The 15,899-nt window shown below is 67.6% G+C and carries 15 protein-coding genes; 9 read left to right on the forward strand and 6 right to left on the reverse strand.

Annotated elements, in window-relative coordinates:
• The first annotated feature begins 5 nt into the window (after nt 1-5).
• The 3 genes from OHS03_RS30685 to OHS03_RS30695 all read left to right on the forward strand — a co-directional run bounded on the left by OHS03_RS30685 (nt 6) and on the right by OHS03_RS30695 (nt 3,936).
• Complete coding sequence (locus tag OHS03_RS30685; RefSeq protein ID WP_062982761.1) at nt 6-626, forward strand: TetR/AcrR family transcriptional regulator; 621 nt, start codon at nt 6-8, stop codon at nt 624-626.
• 10 nt (nt 627-636) lie between these two features.
• Complete coding sequence (locus OHS03_RS30690) at nt 637-1,836, forward strand: acetyl-CoA C-acetyltransferase (protein ID WP_328658857.1); 1,200 nt, start codon at nt 637-639, stop codon at nt 1,834-1,836.
• 138 nt (nt 1,837-1,974) lie between these two features.
• The gene (locus OHS03_RS30695) at nt 1,975-3,936 is read left to right on the forward strand and encodes a molybdopterin-containing oxidoreductase family protein (RefSeq protein WP_328658859.1); all 1,962 of its coding nucleotides are present in this window, start codon (nt 1,975-1,977) and stop codon (nt 3,934-3,936) included.
• Nucleotides 3,937-4,082: 146 nt separating this feature from the next.
• On the opposite strand, the gene OHS03_RS30700 is transcribed toward OHS03_RS30695, so the two are convergent.
• From OHS03_RS30700 to OHS03_RS30715, 4 genes are read right to left on the reverse strand one after another with little or no spacing between them, the layout of a single operon-like run.
• The gene (locus OHS03_RS30700) at nt 4,083-5,168 is read right to left on the reverse strand and encodes an NAD(P)H-dependent flavin oxidoreductase (protein ID WP_328658861.1); all 1,086 of its coding nucleotides are present in this window, start codon (nt 5,166-5,168) and stop codon (nt 4,083-4,085) included.
• Nucleotides 5,165-5,911: a CoA-transferase subunit beta gene (locus OHS03_RS30705; RefSeq protein WP_328658863.1), complete on the reverse strand. Its 747-nt coding sequence runs from the start codon at nt 5,909-5,911 to the stop codon at nt 5,165-5,167. Before OHS03_RS30705 ends, OHS03_RS30700 begins: the two co-directional genes overlap by 4 nt.
• Nucleotides 5,908-6,798, reverse strand: a complete 891-nt coding sequence (locus OHS03_RS30710; protein ID WP_266297857.1) for a CoA transferase subunit A — start codon at nt 6,796-6,798, stop codon at nt 5,908-5,910. The genes OHS03_RS30705 and OHS03_RS30710 overlap by 4 nt, the downstream gene beginning before the upstream one ends.
• Entirely contained in the window at nt 6,795-7,559 is a 765-nt protein-coding gene (locus OHS03_RS30715; protein ID WP_056818882.1) for an enoyl-CoA hydratase family protein, read from the reverse strand. Before OHS03_RS30715 ends, OHS03_RS30710 begins: the two co-directional genes overlap by 4 nt.
• A gap of 70 nt (nt 7,560-7,629) precedes the next feature.
• Here OHS03_RS30715 and OHS03_RS30720 point away from each other — a divergent pair, with 70 nt between their 5' ends.
• From OHS03_RS30720 to OHS03_RS30740, 5 genes are all read left to right on the forward strand, one after another.
• Nucleotides 7,630-8,406, forward strand: a complete 777-nt coding sequence (locus tag OHS03_RS30720) for an SDR family oxidoreductase (RefSeq protein WP_056818880.1) — start codon at nt 7,630-7,632, stop codon at nt 8,404-8,406.
• 222 nt (nt 8,407-8,628) lie between these two features.
• Nucleotides 8,629-9,540, forward strand: coding sequence for an SDR family oxidoreductase (locus OHS03_RS30725; protein WP_056818878.1), 912 nt, complete (start codon nt 8,629-8,631; stop codon nt 9,538-9,540).
• A gap of 203 nt (nt 9,541-9,743) precedes the next feature.
• Nucleotides 9,744-10,823, forward strand: a complete 1,080-nt coding sequence (locus OHS03_RS30730) for a hypothetical protein (RefSeq protein WP_328658865.1) — start codon at nt 9,744-9,746, stop codon at nt 10,821-10,823.
• 11 nt (nt 10,824-10,834) lie between these two features.
• Entirely contained in the window at nt 10,835-11,350 is a 516-nt protein-coding gene (locus tag OHS03_RS30735) for an ImmA/IrrE family metallo-endopeptidase (RefSeq protein WP_056818874.1), read from the forward strand.
• Complete coding sequence (locus tag OHS03_RS30740) at nt 11,347-12,381, forward strand: hypothetical protein (RefSeq protein WP_328658867.1); 1,035 nt, start codon at nt 11,347-11,349, stop codon at nt 12,379-12,381. The genes OHS03_RS30735 and OHS03_RS30740 overlap by 4 nt, the downstream gene beginning before the upstream one ends.
• A gap of 131 nt (nt 12,382-12,512) precedes the next feature.
• Here the strand turns inward: OHS03_RS30740 and OHS03_RS30745 are convergent, their stop codons facing one another.
• Together OHS03_RS30745 and OHS03_RS30750 are read right to left on the reverse strand one after the other, a co-directional pair.
• Nucleotides 12,513-12,929 (reverse strand): helix-turn-helix domain-containing protein, encoded by a 417-nt coding sequence (locus OHS03_RS30745; protein WP_019044759.1) that lies wholly within the window; start codon nt 12,927-12,929, stop codon nt 12,513-12,515.
• A 365-nt stretch (nt 12,930-13,294) separates the two neighbouring features.
• Nucleotides 13,295-14,458 carry a steroid 3-ketoacyl-CoA thiolase gene (locus OHS03_RS30750; RefSeq protein ID WP_062982750.1) on the reverse strand — a complete coding sequence of 388 codons (1,164 nt, stop codon included), beginning with the start codon at nt 14,456-14,458 and terminating at the stop codon, nt 13,295-13,297.
• 132 nt (nt 14,459-14,590) lie between these two features.
• On the opposite strand from OHS03_RS30750, the gene OHS03_RS30755 reads away from it, so the two are divergent.
• On the forward strand, nt 14,591-15,880 hold the full coding sequence (locus tag OHS03_RS30755) for a cytochrome P450 (protein WP_281220884.1): 1,290 nt from the start codon (nt 14,591-14,593) through the stop codon (nt 15,878-15,880).
• Nucleotides 15,881-15,899 lie beyond the last annotated feature (19 nt).

Here is a 15,899-nt window from a genome sequence, read left to right on the forward strand (position 1 = left end):
GTACGATGACGGGTGTGACCGCACCCGACACCGTGAAACGCACCCGCCGCGCTGAACTGCTCGGTCTCGCCGCCGACCTGTTCGCCGAACGTGGACTGCGTGCCACCACGGTGCGCGACATCGCCGACTCGGCGGGCATCCTGTCCGGCAGCCTCTACCACCACTTCGATTCCAAGGAATCGATGGTCGACGAGATCCTGCGCGGCTTCCTCGACGACCTGTTCGGCCGCTACCGCGAGATCGCGGCCGCCGGCCTGAGCTCGCGAGACACGTTGGAGTCCTTGGTGATCGCCTCCTACGAGTCGTTCGACCGGCACCACGCCGCCGTCGCGATCTACCAGGCCGAGGCCAAGAACCTGCGCGATGTCGAACGCTTCGGTTACATCCGCGACTTCAACACCGAGTTCCGCGAGCTGTGGCACCGCGTGCTCGCCGCCGGCGTCGCCGACGGCAGCTTCCGTGCCGAACTCGATGTGGAACTGGCCTTCCGCTTCCTACGCGACACCGTGTGGGTCGCGGTGCGCTGGTACACCCCCGGTGGCCCGATCACCGTGCAAACCCTTGCTCAGCAATATCTCACCATCGTGCTCGACGGGCTGACCGTGCCCGAGGGCACCGCGAAATAGGAGTTCCAATATGACCGCATCCGCCGAGCGCCGTCCCTACGCCCCGCTACGGGAGGCCTATGTGATCGATGCGGTACGTACCGCTGTCGGCAAGCGCGGTGGCGCGCTGGCCGAGGTGCACTCCGCCGATCTCGGCGCCGCCGCGCTGCGTGGCCTGGTCGAGCGCACCGGCATCGACCCGGCCGTCGTCGACGACGTGATCGTGGGCTGTGTCGACAATCTCGGTCCGCAGGCGGGCAATATCGGCCGCACCATGTGGCTGGTGGCCGGCTACCCCGAAGAGGTGCCCGGCGTCACCGTCGACCGGCAGTGCGGTTCCAGCCAGCAGGCGATCAATTTCGGCGCGCAGGCCATCATGAGCGGCACCGCCGAGGTCATCGTGGCAGGCGGCGTGCAGAACATGAGCGCCATCCCGATCGGCGCCGCCATGATCGCGGGCAAGCCGTACGGCTTCGAGTCCTCGTTCATCGGCGCGAAGGGCTGGGACTCGCGGTATGGCACCGGTGAGGTCTCCCAGTTCAAGGGCGCGGAGATGATCGCGGAGAAGTGGGGCATCAGCCGCGAGGACATGGAGCGCTGGGCGCTGCAGAGTCATCAGCGCGCCAAGACCGCCATCACCGAGGGCCGTTTCGACAACGAGATCGTGCCGGTCGGCGACTTCACCGTCGATCAGGGTCCGCGCGAGACCAGCCTGGAGAAGATGGCGACGCTGCAGCCGCTGTCGGAGGGCAGCCCGCTCACCGCGGCGGTCGCCAGCCAGATCTCCGACGGCGCCAGCGCCACCCTGCTCGCCTCCGAATGGGCGGTCAAGGAATACGGCCTGACCCCGCGTGCCCGCATCCACCACGTCAGCGCGCGCGGCGCCGACCCGATCTTCATGCTGAGCGCACCGATCCCGGCCACCCAGTGGGCGCTGGAGAAGACCGGCCTGACCATCGACGACATCGACGTCATCGAGATCAACGAGGCCTTCGCCTCGGTGGTGCTGGCCTGGATCAAGGAGATCGGCGCCGATCCGGCGAAGGTGAACGTCAACGGCGGCGCCATCGCGCTCGGCCACCCGCTCGGCGCGACCGGCGCCAAGCTGTTCGCCACGCTGCTCAACGAGCTCGAGCGCGTGAACGGCCGCTACGGCCTGCTCACCATCTGTGAAGGCGGCGGCACGGCCAACGTGACGATCATCGAGCGTCTGGACGCCGACAAGAAGTAGCTCCGCACTACGAAAAGTGGTGGTCCTCGGCGTATTTCGCCGGGGGCCACTCTTCGTTCACCACCAGCGGGTCACCACATCCCAGCGCTGCAGCGTCCGGTCTCGGCGGGGGTGATTCATCCCACCTATGATGGCCTGGTGAAGGTGCTCGGTGCATGCCCGCTCGACTGCCCCGACGCGTGCTCGTGGGTGGTGACCGTCGAGGACGGGGTGGCCACAGGGCTACGAGGGAACAAGGAACACCCGGTCACGCGCGGTGCGCTGTGCGTGAAGGTGAACCGCTATCTCGAGCAGGTCGGTGCGCCGGATCGGCTCAGGTATCCGATGCGCCGGGTCGGGCCGAAGGGGTCGGGGCGGTTCGAGCGGATCAGCTGGGACACCGCGCTCGACGAGATCGCCACCCGGGTCACCGGGATCATCGACGAATTCGGTGGTGAGGCGGTCTGGCCGTTCCACGGCACCGGCAGCCTGGGCTATATCCAAGGGCTGGAAGGCTTTCCGGGGCGCAGGATGTTCAACCTGCTCGGCGCGTCGCACCACGCGCCGACCATCTGCTCGGTCGCGGGCGGCGCGGGCCTTCGCTACGCCCTCGGCACCTCCGGCGGCATGGACCCCGAGGACTTCGCGAAGTCGAAGCTGATCCTGCTGTGGGGCACCAATCCGCTCAGTTCCGGGCACCACCTGTGGAAGTTCATCCAGGACAGCGGCGCCTATCTGGTCTCCATCGACCCCGTCCGCACCAAGACCTCCGAACGCTGCGACGAACACCTCGCGCCGTTGCCCGGCACCGACGCGGCGCTGGCCCTCGGGTTGCTGCATGTGGTGGTGTCGCTGGGCGCGCAGGACACCGAGTTCATCGCCGAGCACACCGAGGGCTGGCCCGAATTCCGCGACCGTATCGAGGAATACACGCCCGAACGCGTCGCCGCGATCACCGGCCTGCGGGCAGAACAGATCGTCGCGCTCGGTGCGCGGATCGCCCGCACCAGGCCGACCGCCATCCGCGCCTCGCAAGGTATGCAGCGCCACGCGGGCGGCGGTATGGCGCTGCGGGTGCTCGGCTGCCTGCCCGGCGTGACCGGCGACTGGGCGATCCCCGGTGGGGGACTGCACTATTCGACGAGTGGGCACTTCCGCCTCGACGAGGCCGCACTGCGCCGCGACGACCTGCTGCCGCGACCGGTCCGCACTCTATCGATGACCCGGCTCGGCGAAGCCCTGCTCGAGACCGATGGTCCGCCGGTCAAGGCGCTGTTCGTGATCGGGGCGAATCCGGTCGGCTCGAATCCCGATCAGCGGCGCGTGATCGAGGGCCTGTCCCGCGAAGACCTGTTCACCGTGGTCCTCGAGCACTTCGGAACCGACACCGTCGACTACGCCGACATCGTCCTGCCCGCCACGATGCAGCCCGAACACCTCGACGTGCTCGCCGGTTACGGGCACCTCTATCTGATCTGGAACGAACCGGCCGTCGAGCCGCCCGGCGAATGCCTGTCCACCACAGAGACTTTCCGTCGACTCGCGCGGCGCTTCGGTCTCACCGAGCCCGCGCTCTACGACTCCGACGAAGAACTGGCCAGACAACTGCTGAAAGGCCACGACCTCGAACGTCTCAGGGCCGACGGATTCCTGAAGGTACAGGCAGGCCCGGTTCCCGCGGGAAAGCTCCAGTTCGTCTCCGCCAGAGCGGAACTGGACGGTCACGACGCGCTACCGGCCTACACCCCGCCCGCCGACCCCGGCGACGGCCTGGTGCTGATCTCCGCCGCCTCGCACTACTTCCTGAACACCACCTTCGGCTCCAACCCCGAATTGCGACGTCGCGCCGGCGAATCCAGCATCACGCTGCACCCCGACGACGCCGCCGCACGCGGTATCGCCGACGGCGCCGCGGTGATCGTGTCCAACGCCCGCGGTTCCTTCGAGGCGGTCGCCGAGGTCTCGGACCGGGTCCGGCCCGGCGTCGCGGGCACGACCAAAGGTCGCTGGGCCAAGTTCACCGGCGGCGCGACCGTGAATGCCACGATCGCCGAACGTGATTCGGACTACGGCGGCGGCGCGGTCTTCCATGACAACCGCGTCGAGGTCGCGCTGCGATAGTTCTTCGCCGGGGGCGTCGCGGACAACAGCGAAAAGCGCCGGACCCGGGCGCGCCTCGTGGGCGTCGCACCTGGTCCGGCGCTCTGATCACCCGGCGAATTCGACGGACGCTCCAGGCCGTCGAGTCGGGGGCGAGCTTCGATCGGTCAGCGCGTTTCGGCGGCGGGCTCGCTGGTCAGCGCGCTCACCGCGGCGATCCGGGCCACCGCGTCGGCGACGATCTGTTCGACCAGTTCGGCCACGGTCGGCAAGCTGTCGATGATGCCGGTGACCTGGCCAGCGGGCAGCACGCCCGCGTCGGTGCGACCCTCGACGAGACCCGCCTTGGTCAGCATCGCCGAGTTCGCCGCCATCACGACCTGAGACCAGCTGAGGTCCTTGGTCTTTCGCATCGCCAGGCCGTCGCGCATCAGCGTGGACCACTTCATGCCGGTCATGGACTTGAACTTGGCCGCGTTGCTCACCGCGGCCGACAGTCCGCGCCAGCCGCCGGAGTGTTCCAGCTTCTCGACCAGCTCGGTGTTGAGCATCCGGTGCGGCATGCCGTCGACCTTCACCGACACCACCGTGTCCTGGAGGCCGCGGGCAAGGTACTCCTGCTTCACCGCCTCGGGGACGGTGCTCTCCTGGGTGAGCAGGAAGCGGGTGCCCATCGCGACGCCCGCCGCGCCGTAGGACAGCGCGGCAGCCAGACCGCGACCGTCGAAGAAGCCGCCCGCCGCGATCACCGGGATGTCGACGGCGTCGAGTACCGACGGCAGCAGCAGGGTGGTGGCGACCGGTCCGGTGTGCCCGCCGCCTTCACCGCCCTGCACGATCACCGCGTCGGCGCCCCATGAGGCCACCTTCACCGCGTGCTTGGCCGCGCCGATCGACGGAACGACCACGACACCGGCATCTTTGAGCCGAGCGATGAGTTCCTTCTTCGGCGCCAGCGCGAACGACGCGACCCGCACCTGCTCGCGGATGAGCAGTTCGATGCGTTCGGGAGCGTCGGTGGCGTCGGCGCGGATGTTCACGCCGAAGGGCTTGTCGGTGAGCGACTTGGTCTTGGCGACCGCCGCCTCGAGCTCCTCGAAAGTCATCGTCGCCGAGGCGAGAATGCCGAGTCCGCCCGCGTTGGCGGTGGCCGCGACCAGTCGTGGACCGGCGACCCAGCCCATCCCGGTCTGCACGATCGGGTGCTCGATGCCGACCAGCTCGGTCAGCGGAGTCCGCAAGCGCGCGCTCATGCCGCTACTTCCTTCTCCCGGAAACCCTTAGGATCGAGCACGGTTCGGATGATCCGCAGCTCTTCCTCGGTCGGCAGCCTGGTCTCGCCCGCTTCGCCCAGCTCGGCTACCTCGAAGGAGGTGTTCTCGGCGACCTCGGCCGCGCTCACGCCCGGATGCAGCGACAGCGCGCGCAAGGTGTGGTCGGGGCCGTTGAAGTCGAACACGCCCAGGTTGGTCACCACGCGGTGCAGATGATGGAAGCGGTACGCGGGGTTCTCGGGATCGATTCTGTCGTAACCGATTCCGGAGATGATGTCGACCTTGTCGACGAACACCCGATTGTTGTGCCGGGGCACGAAGTAGCTGGTCGCGTGGTTGATGGTGTTGCCCGGCGCGCCACGCACACCGAACATCTGCCTGGTCGGCTGCTGGAGCGGACCGAAGGCCGACAGGTTCTGGTTGCCGAACCGGTCGATCTGGTTGGCGCCCATCACCACATGGCGACGGCCCGAGGCGACGACGTCGAACACCCGGGAGAACGGAATCCAGCCCTCGACAGGGGCTTTGGCGCCGATCGCCGGTACCTCGGCGAAGAACAGCGCCTCGCCGTCGGAGAGCAGCAGGTCGGGTTCGAAGGTGAGCCGGGCCAGCCGGGCGCCGATGGTGGTGACCGTCGACATCGGACTGGCCATGATCTCACCGGCCCCGCGGAAGATTTCCGCGGCGGCGACGACGCAGACCTCAGCACGAGTAATAGTCATAGCTTCTGCTCCTCAGCGAACGCGGCCACGGCGGACTGGTATTCCTCTTCGGAGACATCCAGGTAGCGAGCCTTGAACTCGGCCCACGACTCCGGCGTCTTCGCGGCGGCCACATAGTGCTTCTGAAACTTCTCGTCGCGCCCGTAGCTGCCCGAGAAGGTGAAGTGCGCGCCGCCGGGCGACTCGACCACACCGTCGACCAGCATGCGGTTGAGGATGATCGACTGTTGTGGAACGGCTTTCACCAGTTCCTCGGTCTCGACGATGCGATCCACCGAGACGTAGCGACGCTCGGCCGCGAGGCAGTACAGATCGTCGAAGTACGGGTCGACGCCCGTGTAGGCCGCGTTGCCGTGCTTGTCGGCCAGATCCAGATGCACGAACGACGCGTCGAGATTCAGCGCCGGCATCGCGACCAGTGTCTCGACGCGACCGTCGGCGGCGGGATACGGCGACGCGACGGTCTTCAGCTCGCCCTCCCAGAAGTCGAGCACCGCGGACCCGAGCCCGGCCCGGATCGGCAGGAACGGTAGTCGCGCTGCGGCCGCTTGCAGCCCGCACTTCACCATTCCCTCGTCCATCTCGCGCACGGTGATCGCGCCCTCGGTGCGCGCCTTCGCGAACCACGGGTCGTAGAACGGCGCCGAATCCAGCGACACGAACCCGTAGTACGCCTTGCGGACCTTGCCCGCCGAACACAGCAGGCCCAGGTCGGGGCCGCCATAGGTGACCACGGTCAGGTCGGTGACATCGGAGCGCAGCAGCGCGCGCACCAGCGCCATCGGCTTGCGCCGCGAACCCCAGCCGCCGATCCCGATGGTCATGCCGCTGCGCAGCTCACCGACCACCTCGTCGAGGGTCATTCTCTTGTCGCGCATGGCTTTCAGCTCTCCTTCTTCTGCGCGGCGAGATCGTCGTCGAAGCGCGCCCTGATCTCGTCGGCGACCCCGGCGAGGTTGAGCTCCATCGTGAAGCCCTGTTCGTAGCGGTAGGAACGGTGTACGTCCTGCACGTCGATGCCGTTGAGCGCGCGTTTGGCGGCCCGGATCACCCGGCCGTCCTTGTTCGCGATGTTCTTGGCGACATCCATCGCGGCGGCGTCGAGCTCAGCGCGCGGCACCACCTTGTACACGGAACCGAAGTGGTGCAGCTGCTGGGCGGTGAGCTTGCCCGCGGTGTAGAACATGGTGCGCATCAGGTGCTGGGGGACCAGCCGAGACAGATGCGTGGCGGCGCCGAGCGCGCCACGGTCCACTTCGGGTAGCCCGAAGGTGGCGTCGTCGGAGGCGACGATGACATCGGAGTTGCCGACCAGGCCGATGCCGCCGCCGAGGCAGAAGCCGTTCACGGCGGTGACCACGGGCACCTCACAGTCGTAGACCGCGGCGAAGGCGTCGAAACAGCCGTGGTTGGCGCGGATCAGCGCGGTATGGCCGACGTCGGCGTTCATCTCCTTGATGTCGACGCCCGCGTTGAACCCGCGGCCTTCCGCGCGCAGGACGACCACTCGGGTCTCCTGGTTGCGGCCCGCTGCTCTGACGGCGTCGGCCAGTGCGAACCAGCCGTCCGAGGGCAGGGCGTTGACCGGCGGATAGTCGACTGTGACGACCTCTACCCCGTCGGCTTCGGTGTGACGGTTAATCCCCATCGCGATGTCTCCTCGTGCGCGCCCCGGCGAACCCGAGACAAAGCAAGCAATTGCTTGGTAGGTTAACACGGTGGCTGTAGAAATCGACCTTTCCGAGCAGATCGTTCTGGTGACGGGCGGCGTACGCGGCGTCGGCGCCGGAATCAGCCGGGCCTTCCTCGCCGCGGGCGCGACGGTGCTGACCTGCGCGCGCAGACCGGCCGACGAACCGATCACGGCAGGCGGCCGCAGCGCCGAGCACCTCACCTGCGATGTGCGCGACGCCGACGCGGTCGCGGCGATGTTCGCCGAGATCCTCGCCAGGTACGGCCGAGTCGACCATGTGGTGAACAACGCCGGTGGCGCCCCGTTCGCGATGGCCGAGGCCGCGAGCCCTAAATTCCACGCCAAGATCGTGGAGCTGAATCTGCTCGCGCCCCTGCTGATCTCCCAGCAGGCCAACGCGCTGATGCAGAAGCAGGACGCGGGCGGCTCGATCGTGATGATCACCAGCGTCAGCGGGCACCGGCCCTCGCCGGGCACCGCCGCCTACGGTGCGGCCAAGGCGGGCCTGGACAATCTGGTCACCTCGCTGGCAGTCGAGTGGGCGCCGAAAGTCCGGCTCAACTCCGTCGTCGTCGGCCCGGTGGAAACCGAACTCAGCCACCTGCACTACGGCGACGCAGACGGCGTGGCGGCCGTCGCGAAAACTGTCCCCCTCGGCCGCCTCGCCAGCCCCGCCGACGTCGGCAACGCCGCCCTCTTCCTGGCCTCACCCCTGGCCGCCCACATCACCGGCGCCGCCCTACTCGTCCACGGCGGCGGCGAACGCCCTGCCTTCCTCGACGCCGCCAACGCGAACAACTAGGCGCCGATGCGAACCCTCAGTAGCCACCCCGTCTAGAGACTGAACGTCCCCCAACCTGCCGCAACCAACGCCACCCGCCCAACCCAACCACCACGATTTTCGGCCGCCTCGCATCCGAAGGGCGAGACGGAACGCCGAAGGCGCAGTATCGCCCTTCGGATGCGAGGCCCACAGGGCCGAAAATCCCGCGGCGCCAGCCGCCGATAAACACAGGAGTGCAATATGGACGACCAGTCAATGTGCGCCGGCCGCACGGTAATCGTGACCGGCGCCGGAAGAGGGATCGGCCGCGCCCACGCCCTGGCTTTCGCAGCAGCAGGCGCCCGCGTGGTGGTCAACGATGTCGGCACCGCGCTCGACGGCGCCGCGACCACGGAAACCCCCGCTCAGCAGGTTGTCGACGAGATCGTCGCCGCCGGTGGCGAGGCCGTCGCCAACTACGACGACGTCGCCGACTGGGAAGGCGCTCGCCGCCTGATCCGCCAGGCCGTCGACACGTTCGGCGGGCTCGACGTGCTGGTCAACAACGCCGGCTTCGTGCGCGACCGCATGCTGGTGAACCTCGGCGAGGACGAGTGGGACGCGGTGGTTCGCGTGCACCTCAAGGGCCACTTCGCCACCATGCGGCACGCGGCTGAATACTGGCGGGCCGAGTCGAAGGCGGGCCGTCCGGTGGACGCCCGCGTGATCAACACCAGCTCCGGCGCCGGTCTGCAGGGCAGCGTCGGCCAGGGTAACTACGGTGCGGCCAAGGCGGGTATCGCGGGTCTCACCCTGACCGCGTCGGCCGAGTTCGGCCGGTACGGCGTGACCGTGAACGCCATCGCCCCCGCCGCCCGCACCCGGATGACCGAGACGGTCTTCGCCGACACCATGTCCGCTCCCGACGCGGGCTTCGACGCGATGGCTCCGGAGAACGTCTCACCGCTGGTGGTGTGGCTCGGCAGCGCCGAATCCGCCGGGGTGACCGGCCGGATGTTCGAGGTAGAGGGCGGAAAGGTCGCGCTGGCGCAGGGCTGGCTCCATGGCACTCCGGTCGATCGCGGCGCTCGCTGGAACCCCGCCGAGCTGGGTCCGGTCGTCAAGGAACTGATCGAGAAGAGCACTCCGCCGGAGCCGGTTTACGGCGCATAGCTAACTCTGAGGCGTCAGGCCGGGGAAAAGTCCCCGGCCTGCGGCTATGGCATGTCACACACGTTCAGGGGGCTGGACGACTCTTGCTCTCTTCTGCGGGGCTGAGGCACTGGGTTTACTATGGGCTACTGTTCGTCGATCCCGGAATGTGTCGCGACCGGGGGTTAATGCTGCGCTGAATGACTAAGGGGATGATCTAGCGCATGGCCATTGGTCGCATGTTGCGCGTGTTTGCCGCTGCGAGTGTCCTGGCCGGCTGTGCGCTCTTAGGGCCCGCTGTCGCGATGGCCGCCCCGGAAAAACCGCCTACACCCGCCGCGCAGGCGCCCGACAGCGGAAGCAGTGGGCAGGGGAACGGCAACCCGCAGTCGGGCGCCTCCGTCGCAGACGACGGCGAATGGGCCCCCCTCACCATCCCCGGCCAATCGAGCGATGACGTCCCGAAGAAGGAAGTCGCGGGCCCACTTTCCGGCTCAGCGGCCGTCGGCTCCGCCGCGGCAGGCACGGGCTCGGCAGCCGCGGGCGTTGTCCTCGGCACCGGTTCGGCCGGGCTCGGCGTGCTGCTCGGTACCGGGTCGGCGGGCTTGGGCGTAGTACTCGGCACGGGCTCCGCAGGCGCGGCCGCCATCCTCGGCACCGGCTCGGCAGGTGCGGCAGCGGTTCTCGGCACCGGCTCGGCAGGTGCGGCAGCGGTTCTCGGTACGGGTTCGGCCGCGGTCGGCTCGGCCGCCGCGGGCACCGGTTCGGCCGCACTGGGCGCGGGCTCGGCCGTTCTCGGAACAGGTTCTGCCGCAGTCGGTTCCGCCGCGGTTGGTTCCGCGGGGGTAGGTTCCGCTGGCGCGGGTTCTGCCGCAGTCGGTTCGGCCGCGGTCGGTTCGGCGGCAGTCGGTTCGGCCTCGCCACTGCTGCTGCTCCTGATCCCGATCCCCTCGGTCCCGGCCGCACCGGCTCTGCCATCGATCACGATCCCCGCCGCACCGGCCATCCCCGGTGCTCCGAATATCGCTGTGGCAGTGCCTGTTCCGGCAGCCGTGCCACCTGCGGCGCAGGCCCCCGCCGCGGCCGCACCGGCGCCGGCGCCGGCGGCCAAGCCGAACCACGAGTTCAAGCCGACCAGCGACAACAGCGCCCTGCCCGAACCCGAGCTGCTGTCGGTGATCGGCGGCCTGATCGCGCTGACCCTGGCCGCGACCGGTTCGGGCGCAGTGAGTTTCCAAGGTGCCGCGGCAGCCCAAGCGCGGGTGAACGCGGCGCGTGCCGAGTTCTTCGGACCGAGGTCGTGAGGGGATCTTCGATGAGTAAGAGCAAGACCCAGAGCACCTCCCGGTCCTATCGCCGCGTCGCCGCCGCCGTCGACGCGGTGTGCGCGGTCGCCGCCGACTTCGACGCCACCACCCTCGACGAGGTGGTCCACGCCATCTCGCTGGAGCGGCAACGCGAAATCGAAATAACCAGTGCGAACCTGGGCCCTGGCGTATGCGGTCAGCGCCGGTTCTATCCCGAGCGCGACATCATCGTGCTCGCCGACGCCCTCCCCAGTCGCGATCACACCCTCGCGCACGAACTCGGCCACATCGTCTTCGATCACGAGGGCGCGCCCGCGGTGGAGACGACCCTCGAAGTCAGCGACGACCTGATCGCCTACATGCTCAGCCAGCGCGCCCACGCGCAGATCGTCGACGACGGCGCCGACGACCTCGCCGAATGGGAAGCCGAGACCTTCGCGGCGATGCTCATGACGCGACTTCGCGTATTCAGCAACCGGGGCGCAGGCGTCTCGGTCCTTCGATTCGATGAGGCGCTCGGATGACACTCTGGTTGACAGCCCTGCTGGTCTGGGTTGCCGCGGGTGCGCGAGTGGGTCGCGTGCTGGTGAAGCCCGCGACGACCGCTCGCGTGGCCATCGTCGTCGCGGTCGCCGCCGTGGCGCTCGCGGTCACCGCCGCCATTCCGGAGATGGCCGTCGCCATCGACAACCTGATGAAGGGTGGGGTGCACAGCGGCTGGCTGTCCACCGGCATCGTCATCTCCGCCTGGATCCTGTTCACCACGGCCACCTCGGTGGTGGCCTCGGCCGCGTGGCCGGTGGTCTCGCGGCGCAACCTGCGCCAGGTCGCGATGATCGTGTACGGCATCGGCGCGGTGGCGATCGCGATCACCCTGGCGTGGTCGTTCACCTTCGGCTGGGTCGCGGTCGCGCTCGGCGCGGTGTTCATCGTGACCACCGGTCTGCGCAACCTGGACTGGACCATCCTCGGTCGCGGCATCGCCGTCTACATCACGGGCACCGCGCTGGTCGCGGTGCTCGCCGTGGCCAATGTGGGCCGCGCCCTCCAGGACGCCGCGCCGACGCCGCCCGACGAACCGCTGTGGGGATGGGTCGCGTGGGAGATCGCCGCGCTGCTGATCGCACTCGGTGCCGTGTCGATCGTGATCGAGCTCTGGTGGCGGGCCAAGGTTCTGCTGCGCCGGATCCGGCCGCTGCACCAGCTGATGGTGGGTCGGTTCCCCGAGGTGGTCGCGCCCGAGCAGAACGCCACCTCGGCACAGCTGAAGGCTTCCGATCACATGGCACAGGTGATGGACGCGCTGTATCTGCTCTCGGGCAGCGGCATCGTCATCCCGGCGGCAGGCGAGCCGCCGAACTCGGTGCCGAAGCGGGCCGAGGTGGTGGCCGAGTGGGCGCGAAATCCGTTGGGGGACTTATTCGTCGACGCGCGCTGGATCGCCCCGCCGCCCGGCATCAGCCCCCGCGGCTGGGTGCTCGCGCTCGCGAATCAGTACGAGAGCGCGGTGTCTGCCGCGAAGTCGGCACCGCAGAACGCCGCTGCGTCGAGCTGACCGCTCGACGCAGAAAACGGGCCTGAGCTGGTGATTTCCACCGTCTCAGGCCCGTTGTCTGCGTATCCGACGTTTTTACGGCCGTACCCAGGACACCATCAGGTGCGTCAGGCCGACCGGTTGCGTAGATCCTATTCTGTTCCGTCCGGAGGAATTTCGGGCAAGCCTTCGCTGGCCCGCAACTTCTCCGCCATCGATGTGAGCAGATTTTGTGATTCTTCGGACAGATCGAATGCCCTACTCGACAGTCGACGAAGTCCGTAACCCTGCAGCTGCGCGAGCAGCTCCAGGTCGTGATCGATCTTGGCCGCGTAGATATCGTTGAAGAAGTAGTCAGGCTTGACCTTGAAGAACTTCGCCAGGGCGGCCACCGTCTCGTCGGACGGATTCGTTCGTTGTCCCGACCGCAACTGCGAGAGATACGGCTTCGAGATCGGATGCCCGGAGGCAGTCAGCGCAGCCGCAACCTCTGCGTTGGTATGCGGCTTGCGCCCCGGGGGATGCACGGTTTCGAACAGCTTGTTCAGCCGCGCCGCGAAATCAGCCATTGTGAGCCGCCCAATTCCCTTCACTGTACTAACAGTCGTTATCTCGGATACGTATCATTGATATTAGCGGCTCAGTAACTGAAAACCTACGCCTGATTCGGGATTTCTCGACGATTTCCGACGCTCACCTGCGTGCAGGGGCGGCGGCGGACGCGTTTGCGGGTCAGGCCAACGACTCTTGCGGAGCGCAAGGGGGCCCGGGTTCGTGCCCGTCGCGGGGCTCTTCAGCCCTCACCACACGATAACCCAAAGATAGCTGACATCTCATCATCCCCCTGCCCCCCGTGACTTTGTGGCGTACGACACGTTCCGGGCGCCCTGGGATGAATGTTCAACCTGGGCGCCCGGTTTCGGTATGGGTCAGTCTACAGGCGTTCGATGATGGTCCCGGTCGCCAGTGCGCCGCCGGCGCACATGAGCACCATGGCAGTGCCCTGACCTGTGCGTTCGAGTTCGTGTAACGCGGTTGTGATCAATCGGGAGCCGGTAGAGCCGACAGGATGCCCGATTGCGATCGCGCCGCCGTTGACATTTACACGGTCCATGTCAGGTTGATGTACGGCAGCCCACGAAAGTGCGACCGACGCGAATGCTTCGTTGATCTCGAATAGATCGATATCGCCAATCGTCATTCCCGAACGCTCGAGAAGGCGGGTGCACGCCTGAACCGGACCGTCGAGATGGAACTCCGGTTCGGCGCCGACGAGAACCTGGGTATGGATCCGGGCGCGCGGGCGCAAACCCTTTCGGCGCGCCACGGTTTCGTCCATCAGCAGCACCGCGGCGGCGCCGTCGGAGATCTGCGACGAGGTGCCAGCGGTGTGGATGCCGTCGGCCACGACCGGTTTCAGCGCGGACAGCCCCTCGATGGTGGTGGCGCGCAGACCCTGGTCGCGGGCAACCTCCACCTTCTCCCCGGTGGCCACGCCTTCGCCGTCGAGTACCGGTGCCGAGATCGGCAGCACTTCGCGGTCGTAGCGGCCCTCGGCCCACGCCTTGGCTGCCAATTGCTGTGAGCGCAAGCCGAATCGGTCGATATCGGAGCGGGTGATCCCGCGCCTGCGGGCGATGCGCTCGGCGGCGCCGAACTGGTCGGGCAGATCGATCGACCACGACGCGGGCCGTCGGGTACCCGCCTCGGTGCCCACATTGGCGCCCAGCGGCACCCGGCTCATCGCCTCGACGCCGCACGCGACGCCCACGTCGATGGCGCCGGTGGCGATGAGGCCCGCGATGAGGTGGTTGGCCTGCTGGGCCGAACCGCACTGGGCGTCGATCGTGGTCGCGCCGGTCTGCCACGGCAGGCCCGCGTGCAGCCAGGCCACGCGGGTGACGTTGTTGGACTGCTCGCCCGCCTGGGTGACGCAGCCGCCGATCACCTGCTCGACCTCGGCGGGGTCCAGGCCCGCCCGGTCGAGTAGTCCGCGCTGGGCCAGGCCGAGTAGTTCGGCCGCGTGCAGTCCGGAAAGCTGCCCTCGCCGTTTGCCGATCGGAGTGCGCACGGCTTCGACGATCACGGGTGTGCCCATCTGAATCTCCCTCATAACTGCAACAGGTTCTGATCTTGAGTCCAGGGTAAAACCGCGAGGTTCTTCCGTCGCGGCAACCCCTGTGCTTGAATGATTGTAGAACGTGTTTCAGTTTGTCGAAGGAGACATCTGGTGGTAGATCCGAGCACCGAACACGCCGGCCCTGTGACGGGTGCCCGGCCGAACCTGCCGGACGGGTTCGACGTTACCGACCCGGCCATCTACGCCGAGCGGATTCCGGCCGAGGAGTTTGCCGAGCTGCGTCGTACGGCCCCGGTCTGGTGGAACGAACAGTCGCCCGAGGTGGGCGGGTTCCATGACGACGGCTTCTGGGTGGTGAGTAAGCACGCCGATGTCAAAGAGGTGTCGCGCCGCAGCGATGTGTTCTCGACCTTCGAGAACACCGCGATCCCGCGCTTCAACGACGACATCCAGCGCGAGCAGATCGAACTGCAGCGCTTCGTCCTGTTGAACAAGGACGCCCCCGAGCACACCAAGCTGCGCAAGCTGATCGCCAAGGGCTTCACCCCGCGCGCGATCAACGGTCTGCGCGCCGAACTCTCGGCCCGTGCCGAAGGCATCGTGAAGCGAGCGCTCGAGTCCGGCAGCGGTGACTTCGTCACCCAGGTGGCATGTGAGCTGCCGCTGCAGGCGATCGCCGAACTGATCGGTGTGCCGCAGGAGGACCGGATGAAGGTCTTCGACTGGTCCAACGACATGACCAGCTACGACGATCCCGACAGCACCGCCGATCCGGTCGCCGCGTCGATGGAGATCCTCGGCTACGCCTACCAGATGGCCGAGGCCAGGAAGGCCTGCCCGGCCGACGATCTGGTGACCACGCTGATCGAGGCCGACGTCGACGGCGAGCACCTCACGCCGGAGGAATTCGGCTTCTTCGTGATCGTCCTGGCCGTCGCGGGCAACGAGACGACCCGCAACGCCATCACCCACGGCATGATCGCCTTCATGGAGAACCCCGACCAGTGGGAGTTGTTCAAGAAGGAGCGCCCGGCCACCGCGGCGGACGAGATCATCCGCTGGGCGACCCCGGTGACCTCCTTCCAGCGCACCGCGCTCGAGGACACCGAACTCGGCGGCGTGCAGATCAAGAAGGGTCAGCGGCTGGTGATGCTGTACCGCTCGGCCAACTTCGACGAGGACGTCTTCGAGAATCCGGAGACGTTCGACATCACCCGCGCCGACAACCAGCACCTGTCCTTCGGCGGCACCGGCGCCCACTTCTGCGTCGGGGCGAACCTGGCTCGGCTCGAGGTCGACCTGATCTTCAACGCGATTGCTGATCATCTGCCCGATATCACGCAAATCGGTGATCCGAAACGTCTGCGTTCGGGTTGGCTCAATGGGATCAAGGAGCTGCCGGTCGATTACAAGCCCGCCGGTTGCCCCGTCGCGCACTGAGTCGTCACAGCGAGAACAG

It is taken from the genome of Nocardia salmonicida (assembly GCF_036142455.1).
In the GTDB taxonomy this organism is placed as follows: domain Bacteria; phylum Actinomycetota; class Actinomycetes; order Mycobacteriales; family Mycobacteriaceae; genus Nocardia; species Nocardia salmonicida.